This is a genomic window from Gordonibacter massiliensis (ex Traore et al. 2017) (assembly GCF_019731765.1).
In the GTDB taxonomy this organism is placed as follows: Bacteria; Actinomycetota; Coriobacteriia; order Coriobacteriales; family Eggerthellaceae; genus Gordonibacter; species Gordonibacter massiliensis.
Map to the genome: position 1 here is coordinate 916,410 of NZ_JAASIO010000001.1, position 20,496 is coordinate 936,905.

Below are 20,496 nucleotides of genomic sequence, written 5' to 3' on the forward strand. Positions count from 1 at the left end.
CAAGACCGTCCAGGTGCGCGCCTCGGTCGAGGGCACCTACACCGGCTACGTCTCCGGCACCCAGTCCCTCGCCGTCACCGCCCGCCCGCTGGACATCGTCGGCGGCGGCTGGAGCGTCGAGCAGCCCTACACCGGCTCCGAGTACGCCACCGACGCCTTCGAGGTCGAGCAGGCCAACGCCGCCAACGACTCCGGCCTGGTGGCCGGCCAGAAGGTCGAGGGCCTCAGCTACTCGCTCAGGGGCACCGCGGTCAACACCTACACCGGCGAGTTCTCCGGCACGCCGGCCGTCATGGCCGACGGCGCCGACGTCGCCGCCAACTACAACGTGACCACGACCCCGGGCAAGCTGACCATCACCGCCTCCGAGATCGCCGGCAAGGTGCACCTCACCACCGCCGACGCCTCCAAGGTCTACGACGGCCAGCCCCTGGCCGCCGGCACCGCCACGGCCGTCGACGACAACGGCAACCCCGTCAAGGTCGAGTACAGCGCCAACGGCGCCGACTGGACCGAGAACGCCTCCGACGTGACGGCCACCGCCGTGGCCGACTCCAAGACCGTCCAGGTGCGCGCCTCGGTCGAGGGCACCTACACCGGCTACGTCTCCGGCACCCAGTCCCTCGCCGTCACCCCTGCACCTGCAATTATTACCGTTAACAGCGACACCAAGGTTTACAACGCTCCTGACCCGACCTTCTCTGGCACGGTGTCCGGGCTGGTTGCCAACAGCGACCTGGGTGAGATAACCTACGGGCGTCTCGCAGCCGACGCAAACAAGGAGAACGTGGGCGACGACATCACGTTGACCGCTTCTTACACGGACAACGGCAACTACGACGTATCCGTGACGAACGGCAAGCTGACCATCACGCCTTCCGACGCGAACGCCATCGTCGCCACGGGCGTCACCAAGACCTACGACGGCCAGGTTGCGTCCATCGTCGCGAACGCTGCTCAGCCCAATTCCACCATCGAGTACTCTGTCGACGGGCAGAACTGGACAACCAACAACCCGACGTTCACTGACGTGGGAACCTACACTGTGCAGGCGAGGGCGATAAACCCGAACTTCGCGCAGGTGTTCGCTTCCGCCGACGTGGTCGTTAGCCCCGCCACCATCACGGTTACGGCCAACAACCAGACGAAGGTTGCCGGCACGGCCGATCCTGAGCTGACGTACGCCTTCTCTGGCGTGGTGAACAACGAGGTCGCACGCTTCATGGGCGGCTTGCAGCGCGAGGCGGGCGAGGACGTGGGCTCCTACGCCATCAACCAAGGCGACCTTGCTCTGGTCGACAACGGAGACTTCCGCGCGTCCAACTACATGCTTGAGTTCGTTCCCGGCACGCTTACCGTCACGGCTGCGCTCGTTCCGCTGACGCCGCCGCCTGCGCCGACGCCCGAACCGACGCCGACAACGCCGATAGGCACGGTTCCTGAGGGTCCGCTGGAACCGGCCTTGACCCCCATCGTCCAGGCTCTCGAAGACGCGGTCACGCCGCTCGCCGGTCCGCAGGAAGAGACGATCTCCGATAACGACAACCCACTCGCGGGCTACGACCGGGTGAACTGCTGGGTGCACTACTACCTCATCCTGGGCATCATCGTCACCGTGATCTACGGCGGAGGCGTGCTCGTGCGGCGCATCAACTTCACGCGCAAGCTCAAGGGCTACGAGGACGACGTGCTCGGCGTGGAAGACGAGACCGCAACCGCAACGGCCGCCGCGCCCATGGCGACGGAAGGCAAGGAGGCCTAGCATGAAGAAGAGCAACTGGATCATCCTGGCGGTCCTGGCCGTCGCCGCGGGCTTCTTCCTGTGGCTGTGGTACTACCTGGGCTTCAACTTCGTCGACGACCCGTTCGACCTGGTGCTCGCCATCGTGTGGTGGGCCGTGGTCGTGGTCCTGGTCATAGGGATCCATACGGCGGAGAAAAAGCGCCAACAGCGCGTGCGCACGGTGTTCGTGGGCGACGGTGCCGTCTTCAACAGCGAGAAGGGCCTCATGAGCTTCGAGGGCGCCAAGCCCGTGCGGGACGTCGTCGCCTCCATCCTGGAGAACCTGAAGTACGACTTCACCCGGGAGGACCTTCCCGAGCGGGACGAGTTCGATGCGAAGTATTTCATTCGCACCAAGGAGTTCGACGTGGAGAAGAAGGACGAGACCCAGGCGGAAGAAGCCCCGCTGCCGGCCGATCCCGCCCAGCCGGTCGATTCCGTCGACGCCTCCGAGCCCAAGAAATGGACGGGCGAGGTCGTGGTGGTGGAGACGAAGGAGGAGCGGCCCTTCGACACTCCCGAGGAGCTCGCAGCCATCTTAGCCTCGCTCGACCAGAAGGCGGCCTAGCACTACGAAGCATCGAACGCACAGCACTACGACAAACAAGCGGCCCTCCCGAGAAACCTCGGGAGGGCCGCTTCGCTTCGCGCAGCCGATATGACGGTGCGGGCGCTAGTCGTCGACGCCGATGATGACCGACGACGCCTTGACGATAGCGTAGGCCTCTTTGCCCACTTCCAACTCGAGTTCCTTGAGCGACCCCATGGATATCGTCGACGTGATGAGCTGCCCGCCTTCCAGCTCCATGATCACGATGGCGTTGACGGCTCCCGGATGAATGGCCGTGACGGTTCCCTTCAGCGTATTGCGTGCGGAAAGCTTCATTGAATCAATGCACCCCTTTCGGTGTACCCCTTGGTCTACCTCGTCCTCTCTATTGTAGCGCCCCTTTTCCTATCGCAAGGCCAGAACCGCCACAAGGTGGCGTTTCCCAGCGCCTTCTCGAGACTTTACCAAGATTTGACCGGTCTTAGACAGTCGCTTGATACGCGGTCTTCATCATGGATAGGGCAGTGCGCTTCGCCTTCGGCGGCAGCGCGCAAAGCAGATATATATGCGCCTGCAGGGCGCCAAGGAAAGGAAGAGCATGAAGAAGCGTTTGGTTATGGTTGCGATGGGGGCCTTGCTCGCGCTGGGCCTGTTCGGCATCGTGGGCTGCTCGGGCGGAAACGGCGGCGACGGCGGATCCTCCTCTAACGGCGATGCGGCGAAAGCCACGTCTCCGTCCGGCGAGGTTTCTGTTTACTCGCGCGAGGACGGCTCCGGCACGCGCGGCGCGTTCATCGAGCTGTTCGGCATCGAGGAGAAGGACGCGAACGGCGAGAAGGTCGACATGACCACTCCTACGGCCGCCATCACGAACTCCACGTCGGTCATGATGACGTCGGTGGCCGGCGACGCGAACGGCATCGGCTACATCTCGCTCGGCTCGCTGAACGACACGGTGAAGGCCGTGAAGATCGACGGTGCCGAGGCGACCACCGCCAACGTGAAGAGCGGCGACTACAAGATCGCCCGCCCGTTCAACATCGTGACGAAGGACGGCCTGTCCGACGTGGCCCAGGACTTCGTTGACTTCATCATGAGCGCTGACGGCCAGAAGGTCGTTGGCGACGAGAAGTACATCCCGGTCGACGAGTCCGCCAAGGCTTACACCGCCTCCGGCAAGTCCGGCAAGGTCGTCATCGCCGGCTCCTCTTCCGTGACCCCCGTCATGGAGAAGCTGGCCGAGGCCTACAAGGCCCTCAACCCCAACGTCACCATCGAGGTGAACCAGTCCGACTCTACCACCGGCGTGAACATGGCCACGGAGGGCACCTGCGACATCGGCATGGCCTCCCGCGAGCTGAAGGACTCCGAGAAGTCCAGCGTGAAGGCCACGGTCATCGCCCAGGACGGCATCGCCGTTGTCGTGAACAAGGACGCTTCCGTCGACGAGCTCACCTCCGACCAGGTGAAGGCCATCTACACCGGCGAAGTGACCACCTGGGAAGAGGCGCTGGCCTAATCGAGTTCCGCCGTTCTGGCGAACGGCGGACTGCTCGACGCTGCGAGGCGACGATGCACCCCGCCTCGCCCCTTTTTCGCTTGCCCTCACGTGCGAAGCACGCTCGGCCGCGAAACGGGGCGATTCGGGGCACCTCGCCGCCTCTCGCTGACATTGCCAGACCAAGGAGTTTTGAATGTCTCAACTTCACATCAAAGAAGGCATAGCGAGGGCGCTGTTTGTTGCCGCCGCGGGGATATCGATCCTCGCGGTGGCTCTCATCTGCGTCTTCCTTTTCGCGAACGGCGTGCCGGCCATCGCGGAAATCGGCCTTCCCGAGTTCCTCTTCGGCACCACGTGGCGCCCCGCCAACGACATCTACGGCATCTTCCCCATGATCGTGGGCAGCATCTACGTCACCGCGGGGGCCATCGTCGTGGGCGTGCCCACCGGGCTTCTGTGCGCCATCTTCCTGTCGCGGTTCGCCAGCGGCAAGGTGGCGGCGTTCCTCAAGCCGGGCGTCGAGCTTTTGGCGGGCATCCCCTCGGTCGTCTACGGCTTCTTCGGCCTCGTGATCATCGTGCCGTTCATCCGCGACACCATGCCCGGACGCGGCTTGTCGCTGTTGGCCGCCGCCGTGCTGCTGGGCATCATGATCCTGCCCACCATCATCACTGTGGCCCAGAGCGCGCTGGACGCCGTGCCCAAGAAATACTACGAGGGCGCGCTGGCGCTGGGCGCCGACCACGAGCGCTCGGTGTTCCGCGTGGTCGTGCCCGCCGCCGTCTCCGGCATCATGGCCGGCATCGTGCTGGGCGTGGGCCGCGCCATCGGCGAGACCATGGCCGTCATCATGGTGGCCGGCAACCAGCCCATCATCCCCGAGAGCATCTTCGCGGGCGTGCGCACCATGACCGCCAACATCGTGCTGGAGATGGGATACGCGGCCGACCTGCATCGTGGCGCGCTCGTGGCCACCGGCGTGGTGCTGTTCGTGTTCATCCTGCTCATCACCATGCTGTTCAACGCCATCAAGAAGCGGGGTGAGCTGAAGTAATGAGCGCGAAACTCACGATAGCCTTCGAGAGCGCCGGAGCCCCGGCGACCGTCCCCGGCTCGGGTGACCGCATCGACTTGCTGTTCGCGGAGGTGGAGGAGCGCCACCGGAAGCGCCGCCGCGTCGTGTCGGCGCTGCTGCGCTCGGTGGTGTACCTGGGCGCGCTGCTCACCACGGTGGTGCTGCTGTTCCTGGTGGGCTACATCCTGGTCAACGGCGTGCCCTACCTCACGCCCTCCCTGTTCGAGTGGGAGTACAACTCCACGAACGTCTCGCTCATGCCCGCGCTGGTGAACACGCTCATCATGGCGGCGCTCTCGCTGGCCATGGCGGTGCCCGTCGGCGTGGGGTCGGCCATCTACCTGGTGGAGTACGCCAAGCGCGGCAGCCGGTTCGTGGCCGTCGTTCGCACCACCACCGAGACGCTGCAGGGCATCCCCTCCATCATCTACGGCCTGTTCGGCATGCTGTTCTTCGTGACGGCCCTGCACTGGAACCTGTCGCTTCTGGCGGGCGCCTGCACGCTGGCCATCATGGTGCTGCCGGTGGTCATGCGCACCACCGAGGAGGCGCTGCTGGCCGTGCCGGATTCCTACCGCGAGGGCGGCTTCGGCCTGGGCGCCGGGCGTTTGCGCACGGTGTTCCGCTGCGTGCTGCCCTCGGCCGTTCCCGGCATCCTGGGCGGCGTGATCCTGGCGCTCGGGCGCTGCGTGGGCGAGGTGGCCGCGCTCATCTTCACGGCCGGTTCCATCGCTCAGATCCCGAACTTCGTCGGCGAGGGCCTTGGGGCGCTGTTCGACTCCACCCGCACGCTGGCCGTGCACATGTACACGCTTGCCAGCGAGGGTCTGCACATCAACGAAACGTACGCGACGGCGGTGGTGCTGCTGGTCATGGTGGTTCTGCTGAACCTGCTGGCCACGTTCGCCGCGAAGAAGATGAACAAGGGAGGCTCCGATGCCTAACGCAACGCTTGAGAGAACCGCTTCGGCCGGGCACGCTCCGGCCACGTACATGCCGCATGCCCAGGGCCAGGCGGCCGACCGCCGGATGAAGGAGAAGGCCCCCGCCGACGCCCCCGCGAAGATGGGCGTGCGCGGCCTGGACCTGTACTACAAGGACTTCCAGGCCTTGAAGGGCATCAACCTGGAGTTCCCGAAGAACCAGGTGACGGCCCTCATCGGCCCGTCCGGCTGCGGAAAGTCCACGCTGCTGAAGAGCCTGAACCGCATGAACGACCTCGTGGAGGGCTGCCGCGTGGAAGGCGAGATCACGCTCGACGGCGAGGACGCCTACCGTTCCATCGACGTGAACAGCCTGCGTCGCCGTGTGGGCATGGTGTTCCAGCAGCCCAACCCGTTCCCCATGAGCGTATACGACAACGTGGCGTTCGGGCCGCGCACCCACGGCATCAAGAACCGCGCCGACCTGGACGAGATCGTCGAGCAGAGCCTGCGCGACGCCGCCATCTGGGACGAGATGAAGGACCGCCTGAAGAAGAACGCGCTGAGCTTTTCTGGCGGCCAGCAGCAGCGCCTGTGCATCGCGCGCGCGTTGGCCGTGCGCCCCGAGGTGCTGCTTATGGACGAGGCCACGAGCGCGCTCGACCCCATCTCCACCGCAAAGATCGAGGACCTTGTGGGCGAGCTGAAGAGCAAGTACACCGTCATCATGGTCACGCACAACATGCTGCAGGCGCTGCGCGTGTCCGACAAGACCGCGTTCTTCCTGCTGGGCGAGATGGTGGAGGCCGGCGCCACCGACGACATCTTCACGGCGCCCGTCGACCCCCGCACCGCCGACTACGTGGCGGGCCGGTTCGGGTAGGACGGAGCCGAAGGCATCCAGGTGTACGTGCAGAACGAAGACGTGTGGTTGACCCAAAAAGCCATGGCCACGCTGTTCGACTGCAGCAAGCAAAACATCAGCTTGCATCTGCGAACGGTTTTTTCTTCGGGCGAATTGACGGAAGAGGCAGTTGTCAAGGATTTCTTGACAACTGCCTCCGATGGCAAGCAATACAGAACCAAGCACTACAATCTCGATGCGGTCATTTCGGTTGGGTATCGCATCAACTCCCTGCGCGCGACGCAGTTTCGCCCATGGGCGACGCGCGTGCTGAACGTGTTCGCCCGCCAAAGGGACTTTACGCAAATTTGACCCGTCCGGTGCTGCGGCTGCCCGCGCGCTGTTTTACAATGGGCCGAAACGGTCAAAGCATATCATGGGAGCCATCGCAGTGATCTATTACGTAGAAGACGACACCAACATCCGCGACCTGACGGTGTACGCGCTAAAGCAGGCCGGCTTCGAGGCGGCGGGCTTTCCCGCGGCGGGGGAGTTCTTCGCCGCCTGCAAGCGTCGGCTGCCCGAGCTTGTGCTGCTCGACATCATGCTGCCCGAGGTGGATGGGCTGGAGATCCTGCACCTGCTGCGCGAGGATCCCGCCACGAAGCACCTGCCCGTCATGATGCTCACGGCCAAAGGCACGGAGTTCGACACGGTGAGCGGGCTGGATGCCGGTGCCGACGACTACCTGGCCAAGCCCTTCGGCATGATGGAGCTGGTGAGCCGCGTGAACGCGCTCATGCGCCGCGCCGCCGCACCGGCGGTGGCGGCCGACGACGAGTTCTCCTGCGGACCCGTGTCGCTCACCGTGTCGTCGCACGACGTCACGGTGGACGGCGAGCCCGTCACGCTCACGCTCAAGGAGTTCGACCTGCTGCGCACGCTCATGCAGAACGAGGGCCATGTGCTCTCGCGTCGTCAGCTGCTGGAAGACGTGTGGGGCATGACGTACGTGGGCGAGACGCGCACCGTCGACGTGCACATCCAAACGCTACGCCAAAAGCTGTCGGCGGCGGGCGCGGGCTCCGACGCGTACATCCAGACGGTGCGCGGCGTGGGCTACTGCGTCAAGCAGCCATGAGCCCCACCCATCTCCGCGTGAAAAGCCTGGCCGGAAAGATATTCACCGGCGTTCTGGCGTTCACTATGGGCGTCATTCTCGTGCTGGGCGTGGCCATGACCACCATCTACTACCTCTCCTACGAGCACGACGCGGAGGCCGAGCTGGCCGCGAGCGCGCAAGACGCCGCCGCCTACCTCAACGCGTCGCCCCCCGATGCAAACATCCCCGCACTCGAAGAGCAGTTCGCCGGCCTCACGCGCTACACGCTCATCGCGCCCGACGGCTGGGTGCTCTACGACAGCGCCGCCGACCCCGCCACCATGGAAAACCACGCCAGCCGTCCCGAGGTGCGCGAGGCGGGGGAGAACGGCCAGGCGGCCACCATGCGGTTCTCGGCCACGCTCGGCACCGACACGGTGTACGCGGCCGTGAAGCTGGACGACGGCAGCATCATCCGCCTGTCCGAGACGCGCCATTCGCTGCTGGCTTTTCTGGGCGACATGCTCGTGCCGCTGATCGTGGCCGTGTGCGTGGCTGCCGTGCTCGTGCTGGTGCTGTCCAAGGCGCTCACGAGCCGCATCATGAAGCCCATCGACGCGCTGAACTTCGCCGACCCGCTGGAGAACGAGATATACGAGGAGATGGACCCGCTGCTCATCCGCATCGACGAGCAGCAGCGGCGGCTGCTGCTGCAGAACCGCGAGCTGGCCGAGGCCGAGAACATGCGCCGCGACTTCTCCAGCAACGTGAGCCACGAGATGAAAACGCCCTTGCAGGTCATATCCGGTTACGCCGAGCTCATGAAGAACGACATGGTGCAGCCCGACGATCGGCAGAAGTTCGCCGCGCTCATCTACGAGGAGGCGCAGGCCATGCGCTCCCTCATCAACGACGTGCTCACGCTCTCGCGCCTGGACGAGTCGGCGTTCGGCGACGACCCCGTGCTCATCGACCTGCACGCCGTGGCTGGACGCGTGGCGGGCCGCTTGGCCAGCTTCGCGGCCGAGCAGGGCGTGGAGGTTCGCGTGGAGGGCACGGCGGCGCACATAGCTGGCAGCGAGACGCTGGCCGAGGAGATGCTCTACAACCTTATCGAGAACGGCATCCGCTACAACCACGAGGGCGGTTCGGTGGCGATGCTCGTGGGCCGGGAAACCGAGCCGTGCGTGCTGAGCGAAGGCGAGGACCCGGTGGAGTGCGTATGCGTTCGCGTGAGCGACACGGGCCCCGGCATCCCCGAAGAGCTGCGCGACAAGGTGTTCGAGCGCTTCTTCCGCGTGGACAAGAGCCGCTCGAAGGAGACGGGCGGCACGGGCCTGGGGCTGGCCATCGTGAAGCACGCCGTGCTCTACCACCACGGCACCATAAAAGTGGAGGGTGCCGAAGGAGAGGGCACTACGTTCGTGCTGCGGTTCCCTGCGGCGTAGGGCGGTGGCCGCGTGCGTTGAGGGCGTCCCTGCGTCGCAGGGCGACTGTCGCACTCGGGGAAACCGTCCCCTCCGGAGCGGCTTCGTCAAATCGCTCCTTGCGGCGGTGCAACGTGCCCGGCTTCCGCTTGAATTCCGCAAGATCCGCGCTCTATCCCCGCAAGGTTTCGGCAAGATCGCTCCGGTCGCCTTGCAAGAACCGTGCAAGGTTCTCACGGTTTTGCGCAGGGTCTTCCGACGGTTCCCGTGCAAGGTCGCGGAGTTATGCTTGTCGCGGGAAAAGAGAGGGGCGAATCCCGTCGAAAGCAAAACCGGCAGCGCCTGCTCTCTTGCATAGTGATAACTATTTTGTTATCATACGGGAAAGGCTCGATATGCAAAACGTAGTCTTCTATAAAACGCCGGAGGGCAAGTCGGAGATCATTGAGTTCTTGGACGATTTGCAGGGCAGGGTGGAAACGGATAAGAACGCGCGCATTTTGCGAGAGAAGATGATCTCCTATATGAAGGCGCTCGCTTGCTACGGCACGCGGATCGGTCGCCCGCGGGTCAAGCACCTTGAGGGCGACTTGTGGGAGTTGAGGGTGCTGCGATACCGTGTGCTGTTCTTTTGCCGGAAGAACGGAGAGATCGTGCTGCTGCATTATTTTCTCAAAAAATCGCAGAAAACGCCTCGTCGGGAACTGGCAAAAGCCCAGCGGAACCGCAACGACTACATCGAGAGGTTCGGATCATGAGAAGCTACGACCATATAGAAACGATTGACGATTATCTAGCCGATGAGAGCCGTGTTTCAGCGGCCGAGCGAGAGCAGGTTTCTTTTGAGGTCGATCTGATTGGAAAGATGATCGAGGCGCGCGAGGCGCGGGGGATGACGCAGCGCGACTTGGCGGAGGCGAGCGGGCTGAAGCAGCCGGCCATCGCCCGCATCGAGTCGATGCGCTCCGTGCCCCGCGTGGACACGCTGCTCAAGTTGCTGGTTCCGCTCGGCTATACGCTGAGCATCGTTCCGCTTCAAACCGACCGGGGCGAATAGGGCCAGGGCCTTGCCGGTTTGGCATGGGTTTCTTCGCGGGTCGTCTTGCATCGGCGCTCGCACGGTCTTCGGAAAACGCCGAGGCGCCGTGCCCCTTGCGGTCGCACGACGCCTCTTCTGCGTTGCGTGAAGAGCCCCACCCCCGGCCAGAAGGATGAACCCACCTCAAAAGGTGGGTGCTCGCAGCCCGCTTCCTGGCTTTCGTATCAACGGACACGAATCTCCATTTCACGCGCTATCTTGAGCTCCCTCATGTTATAGCATCGGTCCATCGCAAAGTATGGCTTCGAGGGCAGGACCTGATTCAGAGTATACGTGCGTTTCGATCGAAGAAAAGTCTTGACATGTTATTTGTTGCGCCGTTTTCACAAACAGCGCACCTGCTAGGCGCTGTGCGCAGCCGAACGACCGTCCCGCTTGGCGACGAAAGCCCCTCTTGTTGCCATCTTGGCAATCCGAACGATGGTAATCTATGCAAACAGGCGTTCGCATGATATGATGGGCGCCATGGACACGCTATTCACCGAAATGGAAAACGAGCGCAAGTCGGAGGTCGCCCCTCTGGCAGTGCGCATGCGCCCGCGCTCGCTCGACGAGCTCGTGGGGCAGGACGAGGCCGTGGGCCCTGGAAGCTGGCTGCGCAACGCCATCGAGCAAGACCAGCTGAGCTCGGTCATCCTGTTCGGCCCGGCCGGCACGGGCAAGACGTCGCTCGCGCACATCGTGGCCGAAACCACGAAGGCCACGTTCGTGGAGGTGTCGGCCATCGGCGGCACGGTGTCGGACTTGCGCCGCGAGATCGACGCGGCCGAGAAGCGCCTCACCGCGTTCGGCCTGCGCACCATCCTGTTCGTGGACGAGATACACCGCTTCAACCGCAGCCAGCAGGACGCGCTGCTCCATGCGGTGGAAGACCGCGTGCTCGTGCTGGTGGGCGCCACCACGGAGAACCCGTTCTTCGAGGTGAACTCGGCGCTCATCAGCCGCTCGCGCGTCGTGGAGCTGCACGGTCTCTCGGACGGCGACGTGGGCGAGCTCGTCGATCGCGCCGTGGCCGACGAGCGGGGTCTGGGCGGCCTCTACCGGTTGGACGCCAAGGCCCGCGACGCCATCGTGCTTCTGGCCGGCGGCGACGGGCGGGGCGCGCTCACCACGCTCGAGCTGGCCGCGGGCATGGTGGCGCCGGGCACGCGCAAGAAGCCCGCGAAAATCACGGAGGACAACGTGCGCGCCGCCGCGCCCCATCGCACGCTGCCCTACGACAAGAACAAGGACATGCACTACGACATCATCTCCGCGTTCATCAAGTCCATGCGCGGCAGCGATCCTGACGCGGCCCTGTACTGGCTCGCCCGCATGATCGACGGGGGCGAGGATCCGAAGTTCATCGCGCGCCGCATGTTCATCGCGGCTTCCGAGGACATCGGCAACGCCGATCCGAACGCGCTGCTCGTCGCCGAGGCCGCCTTCAAATCAGCCGAGGTCATCGGCTATCCCGAGTGCCGCATCAACCTGGCCCAGGCGGCCATCTACCTAGCGCTCGCGCCGAAGAGCAACGCGGCGGAGGCGGGCATCGACGCCGCGCTCGCCGAGGTTCGCAACGGCCCCGCCCGCTCCGTGCCCGACCATCTGCGCGATCGGCACCGTCCCGGTTCCGAGAACTACGGCCGGTACCTTTACCCGCACAGCTATCCGGGCGGCTGGGTCGACCAGCGCTACCTGCCCGACGGCCTGGATCGCGGGGCTTTCTACCACCCGAGCGACCGCGGTTGGGAGGCGTACCGCGCCGACGCCGCCGCACGCGACCGCTTCGACGCCGTATCGCCCGCCGTGCGCCCATCGCCTGCGAAAGCCGCTTCCGACGAGGCTGCCGCGCCGCCGGACACGCACGGCGACAAGGAGCAAAACCCCACGTCGCGTTGAAAGTAACCGATCGGCTACCGCCTATGGAAGCCGGATGAAAACGTGAGCCGGCCTGTATAGAATCCGAGGTGGACATGATATAGTGAAAACTTCGGTAGCTCAGGAGGCGCCAACATGGATATCAGCGAAGTTATCAGCATAGCGTTGCCCATCGTCTACGTACTCGTGGGCGCGGCACTTATCTGGCTCGTCGTCGAGCTGGTTATGACCGTGCGCAGGACGCGCAAAACCGTCGAGCAGGTGCAGAAGCAGGTCGAGCCCACGCTCGCCAGCGTCGAGCGCATCACGGCCTCGCTCGAGCCCGTGGCGGCCAAGGTCGACCCGCTCGTCGAGCGCGTGTCGCTCACCGTGGACGCCGCCAACCTCGAGATCATGCGCGTCGACCAGATCCTGGAGGACGTGAACGAGATCACCGACTCCGTGTCCTCGGCCGTCGATGCCGTCGACTCCGTGACGAGCGCTCCCATGGAGCTGGTGAACAACGTGACGAGCCGCGTGCGCAACGCGTTCAAGTCGAAGCGCGCAAGCGACGAGTCCGTGGCCTTGGGCCAGGAGAAAGCGGCCGAGGCGAAGGTGACCGACGCCGTGAAGAGTGTGGTCAAGGGTTCGGCCGCCGTAGCCGGCGCCGCCGTGAGCGACCAGCGCGAGCACATGGCCGAGCAGCGCGCCGAGCGCGAGGAGAAGGCCGCCGCCAAGCGCGCCGCCGCCGAGAAGACGTCGGAGGCCGCTGCGAGCATGGCCGATGCGGTGACGACCGCCGCCACGTCCGACGCGGACGCGGCGGAGCGTTACTTCACCTACGAGAACGAGCAGGGTTCCGAGGCTGCGGGCGCGACGTCCGACCAGGCCAAGTCCGAAGCGTAGCGAGGAGCCGACCCGTTGGATCCCGAACAGACCGAGCGCGAGGAGGTCAAAGCGCTGAAAGCGCGCCGCCGCTTCCTCACGGTGTGGACCATCGTCGGCGCCATCCTGCTGACGGGCGTCCTCGTGTACCTCTTCAACGTCCTCAGCGTTCCCATCGGCATCGTCATCTGGTCCATCGTCATCGTGTTCTGCCTGCGCGGCCCGGTGAACAAGCTGGAGAAGCTGGGCGTTTCGCGCGTCATCGGCACCACGATCGCCTACGTGCTCATGTTCGTCGTCCTGGCTTTGGTAGGCCTGCTCATGTTCTCGCCCGCGTTCGGCGTGGGCGACCAGTTCACCAACCTCGTGCAGAGCATACCCGGCTACGTCCAGACCATCGCCGGCTGGGGCAACGACCTGTACGCCCGCTACGCCGACGTGCTGCAGAACGACACGGTGAAAGGCTGGATAGAAAACGCGTTCTCCGCGCTCGTCGACTGGGCTTCCACCCTTGCGCGCGATAGCGCCTCCGGCGTGGTGGCCATCGGCACCGGCGTGGTCAACACGTTCATGGCGCTGGGCTTCGCGCTGGTCGTGGCGTTCTGGATACTCATGGAGCTGCCGGCGCTCGGGCGCGAATGCGAACGCCTCATCAACCCGCGGCACCGCGAGGACATGGAGATGCTGCACGTCACGTTCACGCGCGTCATGGGCGGCTACATCAAGGGCACGCTTTTGCAGTGCGCCATCATCGGCGTGGGCTGCGTCGTGCTGTTCGGCGTGATCGGCATTCCGAACTACGCCGCCCTCGGCGGCATCGCCGGCCTGTTGAACATCATCCCCATCGTGGGCCCGTGGCTCGGAGGCGCGCTCGCCGCCATCGTGGGCGTGTTCGTGAGCCCGTGGATCGCGCTCGTGGCGCTGGTGGGCACCATCGCCATCCAGCAGATCGTGTACACGTTCGTGTCGCCCAAGATCATGGCGAACTCGGTGGACGTGCACCCCGCCCTCACCCTCATCGCGTTGATGGCCGGCTCGGCCATCGGCGGTGCCATGAGCGGCTTCACCGGCTCGCTTGTGGGCATGCTGGCTTCGATTCCGGCGGTGGCCGTGGCGAAGTCGGTGTTCGTGTACTACTTCGAGAAGCGCACGGGCCGCCAGCTCGTGGCGAAGGACGGGGTGTTCTTCCAAGGGACGCCCGCAGGCGGCGAGTCCGTCGACCCCATCGCCGACGCCATCGCGCCGCATCCCGACGTGTCGGCCGCGATCGAGCGCATCGAGCTGAAAAAAGCCGAGGCGGAAAAGAAGGCGCGGCAGAACAAAGAACGCTAAACTATCTCCAGCACGTTTTGGGCATGGCGGACGCTGCGGCGCCTGCCATGCCCTGAGCATACGAAGGGCATCGGGGAAGAGGGCCGATGCGTGGACCTACGGACAGGAAGATTGACGACATGAAGTACCTAACCAGCGCGGAGATCCGCGAGAAGTACCTGAGCTTTTTCGAGGGGAAGGGCTGCAAGCGCTGGCCCTCGTCCTCGCTTATCCCCGACGATCCGTCGCTTTTGCTGACGAGCGCCGGCATGGTGCAGTTCAAGCCCTACTTCCTGCAGCAGAAGCACCTCGAGGCGCCCTACGTGGGCACCACCACGGTGCAGAAGTGCGTGCGCACGAACGACATCGACATCATCGGCACCACGGGACGCCACCAGAGCTTCTTCGAGATGCTGGGCAACTTCAGCTTCGGCGAGTACTTCAAAGAGGAGATGTGCGCCTGGGCCTACGAGTTCTCCACCGAGGTGCTGGGCTTGCCGGCCGAGCGCCTGTACTTCACCGTGTTCCTGGACGATGACGAGACCATCGAGATATGGAAGAAGCTGGGCGTGCCCGACGACCATATCTCGCGTCTCGGCGAAGAGGACAACTTCTGGCGCGCCGGGCCCACCGGTCCGTGCGGCCCCTGCTCGGAGATCTACTACGACCAGGGCGAGGAGTTCGGCTGCGGCAGCCCCGACTGCGCGCCGGGTTGCGACTGCGACCGCTTCCTGGAGTACTGGAACCTGGTGTTCACGCAGTACAACGGCCAGGAAGACGGCACGCTGGAGCCGCTTCCCAAGAAGAACATCGACACCGGCATGGGCCTCGAGCGCATGGCGGCCATCCTGCAGGGCGTGCAGTCCAACTACGAGACCGACGTGCTGCGCAGCCTGGTGGGCGTGGGCGAGAGGCTGACGGGTACCGTGTACGGCGAGGATGCGGCGGTCGACCTGTCGCTCCGTATCATGGCCGACCACAGCCGCGCCGTGGCGTTCATGATCGCCGACGGCATCCTGCCCTCCAACGAGGGCCGCGGCTACGTGCTGCGCCGTCTGCTGCGCCGCGCCGTGATGAAGGGCCACCTGCTGGGCCTGGACAAGCCGTTCCTCAACGAGTTCGTGGACGAGATCGTGAACCTCATGGGGCACGTGTACCCCGAGATCGTGGAGAACCGCGAGCTCATGCGCCGCGTCATCCTGTCCGAGGAGGAGCGCTTCGGAGCGAACCTGCGCCAAGGCCGCGCGTTCCTCGACGAGGCGCTGGCCGAGCTCGAGGGCGCGGTGCTTCCGGGCGACCGCGCGTTCACGCTGCACGACACGTACGGCTTCCCCGTGGAGGTCACGCGCGAGCTGTGCGACGAACGCGGCATCGAGGTGGACATGGAGGGCTTCGGCCGCTGCATGGACGAGCAGCGCGAGCGCGCCCGCGCCGCCAACACGAAGGACGCCGAGGCGGCCTGGTCAACCTACGGCGGCGTGATGGCCGAGATCCTGGAGGCGGTGGGTCCCACCGAGTTCTTGGGCTACACGAAGAACGACGCGGACGCGCGCGTGCTGGCTCTGGTGAAAGACGGCCAGCAGGTTGACGCGCTGGAAGCGGGCGACGAGGGCCGCGTCGTGCTGGACGCCACGCCGTTCTACGCGGAGAAGGGCGGCCAGATCGGGGATACGGGCACTTTGTCCAAGGACGGTGCCTCGGTGCGCGTGCTGGATACGAAAGAGCCCGAGAAGGGCCTGATCGCGCATACCGTGCAGGTGGAGGAAGGCCGCATCGTGGCCGGCGACGCCGTGCACGCGGCCATCGACGTGCCGCGCCGTGAGCGCATCCGCCGCAACCACACGGCCACGCACATCCTGCACTGGGCGCTGCGCGAGGTGCTGGGCGACCATGTGAAGCAGGCCGGCAGCTACGTGGCCGACAACCGCCTGCGCTTCGACTTCACCCACTTCGAGGCCATGAGCGCCGAGCAGATCGCCGAGGTGGAGCGCCTGGCGAACGAGAAGATCATGGAGAACCATGCCGTGCGCGCCTACGAGACGTCGCTCGCATCGGCCCGCGAGGCCGGCGTGATGGCGCTCTTCGGCGAGAAGTACGGCGAGTTCGTGCGCGTGCTGGACATCGAGGGCTTCTCGCAGGAGCTGTGCGGCGGCACGCACGTGTCCGCCACGAGCGAGATCGGCTTCGTGAAGATCACGAGCGAGACGAGCGTGGGCGCGAACCTGCGCCGTATCGAGGCGGTGACCAGCTTCGATGCCCTGGTCTACATGAATCGCATGGAAGGCGAGCTCAAGGAGACGGCCGAGGAGCTGCGCGTGCCGCTGTTCGACGTGAGCGAGCGCACGGCCGCGAACGTGAAGCAGCTCAAGGAGCTGCAGACCAAGATGAAGCGCAACCGCCAGACGGTGGCCGACGACGGCATCACGGCCCTCGTGGCGGCCGCGGTCGACGCGAAGGGCGGCTATCCGGTGATCATCGGGCGTTTGGACGGGGCCGACGGCGGCCAGATGCGCAACGGCTGGGATGTGCTGCGCGCGCGCCTGGGCAAGCCCGGCGCCGCCGTGCTCGCGGGCGAGAAGGACGGCAAGCCCATGCTGTTGGCGGCCGGTTCGCCGGAAGCGGTGGAGGCCGGCTTCGACGCCGGAGCGGTCATCAAAGCTATTGCGCCCTGCGTGAAGGGCGGCGGCGGCGGCAAGGCGTCCATGGCGCAGGCGGGCGGCAAGGACGCCTCGGGCATCGACGCGGCGTTGGACGCGGCTCGGGAGATGCTACTGTAGGATTTCTGGCTGGGGTAGCCCGGCGGGGTACAGCGCTCGGGCAGTCCTGGCTCGCACGGAGGCCCCGCTGGGGCCTCCGGCTCGTGCGGAATCTCGCATCAGGCCCTCCCGCCCGCGCCCGAGGCGGCTCTCGCGTGTCTCGGGCATGTCAACCTGCGGGTTTGCTGGGGGAGGCGTCCATGTCGAACCGGGAAGAGAGAAAAGAAGGCGGCGTTGCGCCTTCGGCGCTCTTTTGGGAGGGGAACCCTGTTCCTGTGTGTCAAGGGGGCATCGCCTATGTTGGCTTCTCAGTAGGTCTCCGGTTAAGCTCCGAACCCCGAACCCCGAACCCCGAACCCCGACCAACGTCACTGAAAGACTCTGCCTTCACCGGGAAAAGCGCCCTAATTGAAATTAAAACGCGTTTTCGGAACCGCTCTATGTTTAAACCAGCATTGGCATGTACCCTGCCGCGTTGTCATCCTGAGCGGAGGCGGCGCGAGCCGCCGGAGTCGAAGGATCCCTGCACCCGCTTTGCGTGCTCGGGGCATTCGACGGTCCGCCGGACCGTCGAATGCCCCGCTCTCTCAGGATGACAACGCGCTGGCTTGCGTATTGTCAACGATGGTTTGACAGAGAGCGACCTTCGTTCGGTGCAAAAATCACCGATGTCCCCCGCGTTTCGGGTCGAAAGGGCCCTTGCGACGGGCCGTTGGCCACCTTCGGCGGACGTTTGCCCAGTTCGTGTGTCCCGGGCCGCGGCCCCGGGCTACGGGCAAATGGGGGCGTCGGTGATTTTTGCACCGAGGGGCCTCGCCTCCATGTTAAATCAGCATCGACATGCACCCGGCCGGGTTGTCATCCTGAGCGGAGGCGGCGCGAGCCGCCGGAGTCGAAGGATCCCGAGCGGCGGCAGCCGAGGCGCCTCCGGTTGGCACCGCACGGGATCCTTCGTCCCCGCTTCGCGGGGCCTCCCTGCGCCTGCTTTGCGTGCTCGGGAGTTCGACAGCCCGCCGGGCTGTCGAATGCTCCGCTCGCTCAGGATGACAACGCGCTGGCTTGCGTAATGTCAATGGTGGTTTGACATAGAGCGGAATGGTTTTCTGAATTTTGAAGCTGAGGGGAGCTGGCGGCGGCGTTGGTGTGGCGCCCGTGCTCGCAACATGCGACAATAGCGAGGACTAGGTGTCGCCGAGATAGGTGGAGGAAAGGCTCATGCGCATCATGGCGCTCGACATAGGGGAGACGCGCGTTGGCGTCGCGGTGAGCGATCCGGGGGAGCGGGTGGCGTCTCCAGTGTGCGTGCTGCCGGCTGCCGAGGTGATCGCCTGCGCCAAGCCGTTCCGGCGGCTTCTGGAAGACTGGGAGCCCGAGCTTTTTCTCTGCGGCCTGCCCTTTACGCTGGCTGGTGAAGAGGGGTCTCAGGCGGCGCGCATCCGAGGGGTGGCCGACGCCCTGAGCAAGGCGTGCGGGGTGCCGCACGAGTTCGCCGACGAGCGCTTGAGCTCGCAAGAGGCCAAACGGAGTTTGCGTGAAAAGGGCCTGACCGAGCGCGAGATGCGCGGCAAAATAGATATGATAGCGGCTAGTCTTTTTCTGCAGGCGTGGCTCGATGCGCGCCGTTAGGCAAGCTGAAAGGTAGAGGAAGGTCCATGCCCCCACGGAAGCAGGTCACGTATTCGCAGCGCCCCAACCACGCGGCCCGTTCGGCGCATGCGCGCGGCGAGCGCGAGTTCCGCACGTACGATACCAGCTATATTCGTCCGAAGCGAAGCAAGGGCCCCGTCGTTTTCGCCATCGTGCTGGCCGTTGTCGTTTTGGGCGGTTTGGCTTGGGGAGCCCTCACTCTGTTCAACAGCTGCTCCGGGTCGTCGGTGGAGCTGCTCGCCTCGGGCGAGGAGGCCACCATCGTGGTGGAGCAGGGCACAGGCGCCAAGGACATCGGCAACCAACTCGTTGAGAAGCGCCTGGTGGGCAGCGCGTCCGACTTCACGAAGCGCGTGAACGAGCTCGGCGTGGACGCCCAGCTCAAGCCCGGCACCTACACGTTCGTGGGCGGCACGTCGCTCGACGACATCATCAAGCAGCTGGCCGCGGGCCCCGACATGGGCAACGCGCTCACCATTCCCGAGGGCTACAAGCTCTCCGACATCGCCGCGGCCGTGGCTACGGCTTCCGAAGGCCGCATCACGGCCGAGGCTTTTACGGCCGCCGCTTCCAATGCGAGCGTGTACGCCGGCAGCTACAGCTTCTTGGCTGATGCGGGCACGAACACCCTCGAGGGCTTCCTGTTCCCGAAGACCTACGCGGTGGCCGACGATGCCACGGCCGAGTCGCTCGTGCGCATGATGCTCGACCAGTTCCAGAAGGAAACGGCGAGCTTGGACTGGTCGTATCCGCAGTCTCAGGGGCTTTCCATCTACGACGCCGTGAACTTGGCATCCATTGTGGAGAAGGAATCAAGCGGCGACCCACAGATTCGCGCCCAGGTGGCCGCCGTATTCTACAATCGCTTAGAAACGCCGAATGGGCCGACAGCCGGCTTCTTACAGAGCGACGCCACGACCGTCTATGAATTTGGCGAGGATCCCACGCCCGAGCAGGTGCACGCCGAGACGCCTTACAGCACGTACACGAACAAGGGTCTGCCGCCCACACCCATCTGCTCGCCCGGCCTTGATTGCCTGAAGGCGGTGTGCGCGCCCGACCAGGAATCGCTCGGCAAGTACTTCTTCTTCTACTTCGAGGGAGACAACTACTACTTCACCGAGACGTACGACGAGCACATCAGCACGTTCTCGTAGGCCGTCTCGCGTCCGACCGTCCGCCCCTACCCGTAAAGCAGCCCGCCATGCCGCTCCTTGAACCCGACCGTTACTTCTCGCGCTTGTCGCACGTCGACATCGAGCGCGATCTGCTGGCGCTCGGCTTCCGGTTCGTGCTGCTCGACATCGACAACACCATCCTCTCGCGCGACACGCACGAGGTTCCGCGGGATGCCGGCTACTGGCTGGCGAAGGCGCGGGATGCGGGCGTGACGTTCTGCCTTGTGTCCAACAACTGGCACGAGGGGGTCTACCAGCTGGCGAACCGCCTGTCGTTGCCCATCGTGGCGAAGGCGGTGAAGCCGTTGCCGCCCGCGTTCCTCATGGCCTTGAAGAAGATCGGTGCCACGCGCGATGCCACGGTCGTCATCGGCGACCAGCTGGTCACCGACGTGCTGGGCGCGCATTTCGTGGGCATGAAAGCGTACCTGCTGGCGCCGCTCGTCGAACAGGATCTGCCCCACACGCTGCTGTTGCGCAATTTCGAGCGCCTCGTCATGGGCGAGCGCGAGCCGGAAGGCGCTTCGGTTCCGTCGGCCTGTCGGCCGACGGAACGACTCGACGCCGCGGCTTCCC

At 65.1% G+C, this 20,496-nt stretch carries 19 protein-coding genes; 18 read left to right on the forward strand and 1 reads right to left on the reverse strand.

Annotated elements, in window-relative coordinates; translation table 11 throughout:
* Positions 1-1,762, forward strand: a 1,762-nt coding sequence (locus tag HCH03_RS03750; RefSeq protein ID WP_281421053.1) for an MBG domain-containing protein, incomplete at its 5' end; no start/stop codon positions are given.
* Position 1,763: 1 nt separating this feature from the next.
* Positions 1,764-2,351: a hypothetical protein gene (locus tag HCH03_RS03755; protein WP_221688390.1), complete on the forward strand. Its 588-nt coding sequence runs from the start codon at positions 1,764-1,766 to the stop codon at positions 2,349-2,351.
* Between the two features lie 105 nt (positions 2,352-2,456).
* Here the strand turns inward: HCH03_RS03755 and HCH03_RS03760 are convergent, their stop codons facing one another.
* Positions 2,457-2,669 (reverse strand): TOBE domain-containing protein, encoded by a 213-nt coding sequence (locus HCH03_RS03760; RefSeq protein WP_185905710.1) that lies wholly within the window; start codon positions 2,667-2,669, stop codon positions 2,457-2,459.
* A gap of 262 nt (positions 2,670-2,931) precedes the next feature.
* On the opposite strand from HCH03_RS03760, the gene HCH03_RS03765 reads away from it, so the two are divergent.
* From HCH03_RS03765 to HCH03_RS03840, 16 genes are all read left to right on the forward strand, one after another.
* Positions 2,932-3,852 (forward strand): substrate-binding domain-containing protein, encoded by a 921-nt coding sequence (locus HCH03_RS03765; protein ID WP_185905709.1) that lies wholly within the window; start codon positions 2,932-2,934, stop codon positions 3,850-3,852.
* 175 nt (positions 3,853-4,027) lie between these two features.
* Positions 4,028-4,888 (forward strand): phosphate ABC transporter permease subunit PstC, encoded by an 861-nt coding sequence (gene pstC, locus HCH03_RS03770; protein ID WP_221688391.1) that lies wholly within the window; start codon positions 4,028-4,030, stop codon positions 4,886-4,888.
* Positions 4,888-5,853, forward strand: a complete 966-nt coding sequence (gene pstA / locus HCH03_RS03775; RefSeq protein WP_221688392.1) for a phosphate ABC transporter permease PstA — start codon at positions 4,888-4,890, stop codon at positions 5,851-5,853. The genes pstC and pstA overlap by 1 nt, the downstream gene beginning before the upstream one ends.
* Positions 5,846-6,715, forward strand: coding sequence for a phosphate ABC transporter ATP-binding protein PstB (gene pstB / locus HCH03_RS03780; protein ID WP_438821619.1), 870 nt, complete (start codon positions 5,846-5,848; stop codon positions 6,713-6,715). The genes pstA and pstB overlap by 8 nt, the downstream gene beginning before the upstream one ends.
* A 21-nt stretch (positions 6,716-6,736) precedes the next feature.
* On the forward strand, positions 6,737-7,048 hold the full coding sequence (gene rhuM, locus HCH03_RS03785) for a RhuM family protein (protein WP_221688393.1): 312 nt from the start codon (positions 6,737-6,739) through the stop codon (positions 7,046-7,048).
* 79 nt (positions 7,049-7,127) lie between these two features.
* The gene (locus tag HCH03_RS03790; RefSeq protein WP_221688454.1) at positions 7,128-7,817 is read left to right on the forward strand and encodes a response regulator transcription factor; all 690 of its coding nucleotides are present in this window, start codon (positions 7,128-7,130) and stop codon (positions 7,815-7,817) included.
* Positions 7,814-9,226, forward strand: a complete 1,413-nt coding sequence (locus HCH03_RS03795; RefSeq protein ID WP_221688394.1) for a sensor histidine kinase — start codon at positions 7,814-7,816, stop codon at positions 9,224-9,226. Before HCH03_RS03790 ends, HCH03_RS03795 begins: the two co-directional genes overlap by 4 nt.
* A gap of 374 nt (positions 9,227-9,600) precedes the next feature.
* Positions 9,601-9,963: a type II toxin-antitoxin system RelE/ParE family toxin gene (locus HCH03_RS03800; protein WP_221688395.1), complete on the forward strand. Its 363-nt coding sequence runs from the start codon at positions 9,601-9,603 to the stop codon at positions 9,961-9,963.
* Positions 9,960-10,262, forward strand: coding sequence for a helix-turn-helix domain-containing protein (locus HCH03_RS03805; RefSeq protein ID WP_185905704.1), 303 nt, complete (start codon positions 9,960-9,962; stop codon positions 10,260-10,262). Before HCH03_RS03800 ends, HCH03_RS03805 begins: the two co-directional genes overlap by 4 nt.
* A gap of 507 nt (positions 10,263-10,769) precedes the next feature.
* Complete coding sequence (locus HCH03_RS03810; protein ID WP_246599511.1) at positions 10,770-12,185, forward strand: replication-associated recombination protein A; 1,416 nt, start codon at positions 10,770-10,772, stop codon at positions 12,183-12,185.
* 114 nt (positions 12,186-12,299) lie between these two features.
* Positions 12,300-13,049: a DUF948 domain-containing protein gene (locus HCH03_RS03815; RefSeq protein ID WP_080144591.1), complete on the forward strand. Its 750-nt coding sequence runs from the start codon at positions 12,300-12,302 to the stop codon at positions 13,047-13,049.
* 15 nt (positions 13,050-13,064) lie between these two features.
* On the forward strand, positions 13,065-14,360 hold the full coding sequence (locus tag HCH03_RS03820) for an AI-2E family transporter (protein ID WP_185905703.1): 1,296 nt from the start codon (positions 13,065-13,067) through the stop codon (positions 14,358-14,360).
* A 119-nt stretch (positions 14,361-14,479) separates the two neighbouring features.
* On the forward strand, positions 14,480-17,116 hold the full coding sequence (alaS, locus tag HCH03_RS03825) for an alanine--tRNA ligase (protein WP_221688396.1): 2,637 nt from the start codon (positions 14,480-14,482) through the stop codon (positions 17,114-17,116).
* 1,194 nt (positions 17,117-18,310) lie between these two features.
* On the forward strand, positions 18,311-18,721 hold the full coding sequence (ruvX, locus tag HCH03_RS03830) for a Holliday junction resolvase RuvX (protein WP_221688397.1): 411 nt from the start codon (positions 18,311-18,313) through the stop codon (positions 18,719-18,721).
* Positions 18,722-18,747: 26 nt separating this feature from the next.
* A complete protein-coding gene (mltG, locus tag HCH03_RS03835) occupies positions 18,748-19,899 on the forward strand; it encodes an endolytic transglycosylase MltG (RefSeq protein WP_221688398.1) in 1,152 nt (383 codons plus the stop codon).
* Between the two features lie 47 nt (positions 19,900-19,946).
* Positions 19,947-20,496, forward strand: a 550-nt coding sequence (locus HCH03_RS03840; protein WP_246599512.1) for a YqeG family HAD IIIA-type phosphatase, incomplete at its 3' end; no start/stop codon positions are given.

Excerpts from the sequence above, each read along its gene's own strand:
- alaS (WP_221688396.1), top strand. The coding sequence starts at position 14,480 with ATGAAGTACCTAACCAGCGCGGAGATCCGCGAGAAGTACCTGAGCTTT.
- pstA (WP_221688392.1), top strand. The coding sequence starts at position 4,888 with ATGAGCGCGAAACTCACGATAGCCTTCGAGAGCGCCGGAGCCCCGGCG.
- HCH03_RS03760 (WP_185905710.1), bottom strand. The coding sequence starts at position 2,669 with ATGAAGCTTTCCGCACGCAATACGCTGAAGGGAACCGTCACGGCCATT.
- HCH03_RS03805 (WP_185905704.1), top strand. The coding sequence starts at position 9,960 with ATGAGAAGCTACGACCATATAGAAACGATTGACGATTATCTAGCCGAT.
- HCH03_RS03755 (WP_221688390.1), top strand. The coding sequence starts at position 1,764 with ATGAAGAAGAGCAACTGGATCATCCTGGCGGTCCTGGCCGTCGCCGCG.
- pstB (WP_438821619.1), top strand. The coding sequence starts at position 5,846 with ATGCCTAACGCAACGCTTGAGAGAACCGCTTCGGCCGGGCACGCTCCG.
- ruvX (WP_221688397.1), top strand. The coding sequence starts at position 18,311 with ATGCGCATCATGGCGCTCGACATAGGGGAGACGCGCGTTGGCGTCGCG.
- HCH03_RS03815 (WP_080144591.1), top strand. The coding sequence starts at position 12,300 with ATGGATATCAGCGAAGTTATCAGCATAGCGTTGCCCATCGTCTACGTA.
- pstC (WP_221688391.1), top strand. The coding sequence starts at position 4,028 with ATGTCTCAACTTCACATCAAAGAAGGCATAGCGAGGGCGCTGTTTGTT.
- HCH03_RS03800 (WP_221688395.1), top strand. The coding sequence starts at position 9,601 with ATGCAAAACGTAGTCTTCTATAAAACGCCGGAGGGCAAGTCGGAGATC.
- mltG (WP_221688398.1), top strand. The coding sequence starts at position 18,748 with ATGCCCCCACGGAAGCAGGTCACGTATTCGCAGCGCCCCAACCACGCG.
- HCH03_RS03765 (WP_185905709.1), top strand. The coding sequence starts at position 2,932 with ATGAAGAAGCGTTTGGTTATGGTTGCGATGGGGGCCTTGCTCGCGCTG.
- HCH03_RS03810 (WP_246599511.1), top strand. The coding sequence starts at position 10,770 with ATGGACACGCTATTCACCGAAATGGAAAACGAGCGCAAGTCGGAGGTC.
- HCH03_RS03795 (WP_221688394.1), top strand. The coding sequence starts at position 7,814 with ATGAGCCCCACCCATCTCCGCGTGAAAAGCCTGGCCGGAAAGATATTC.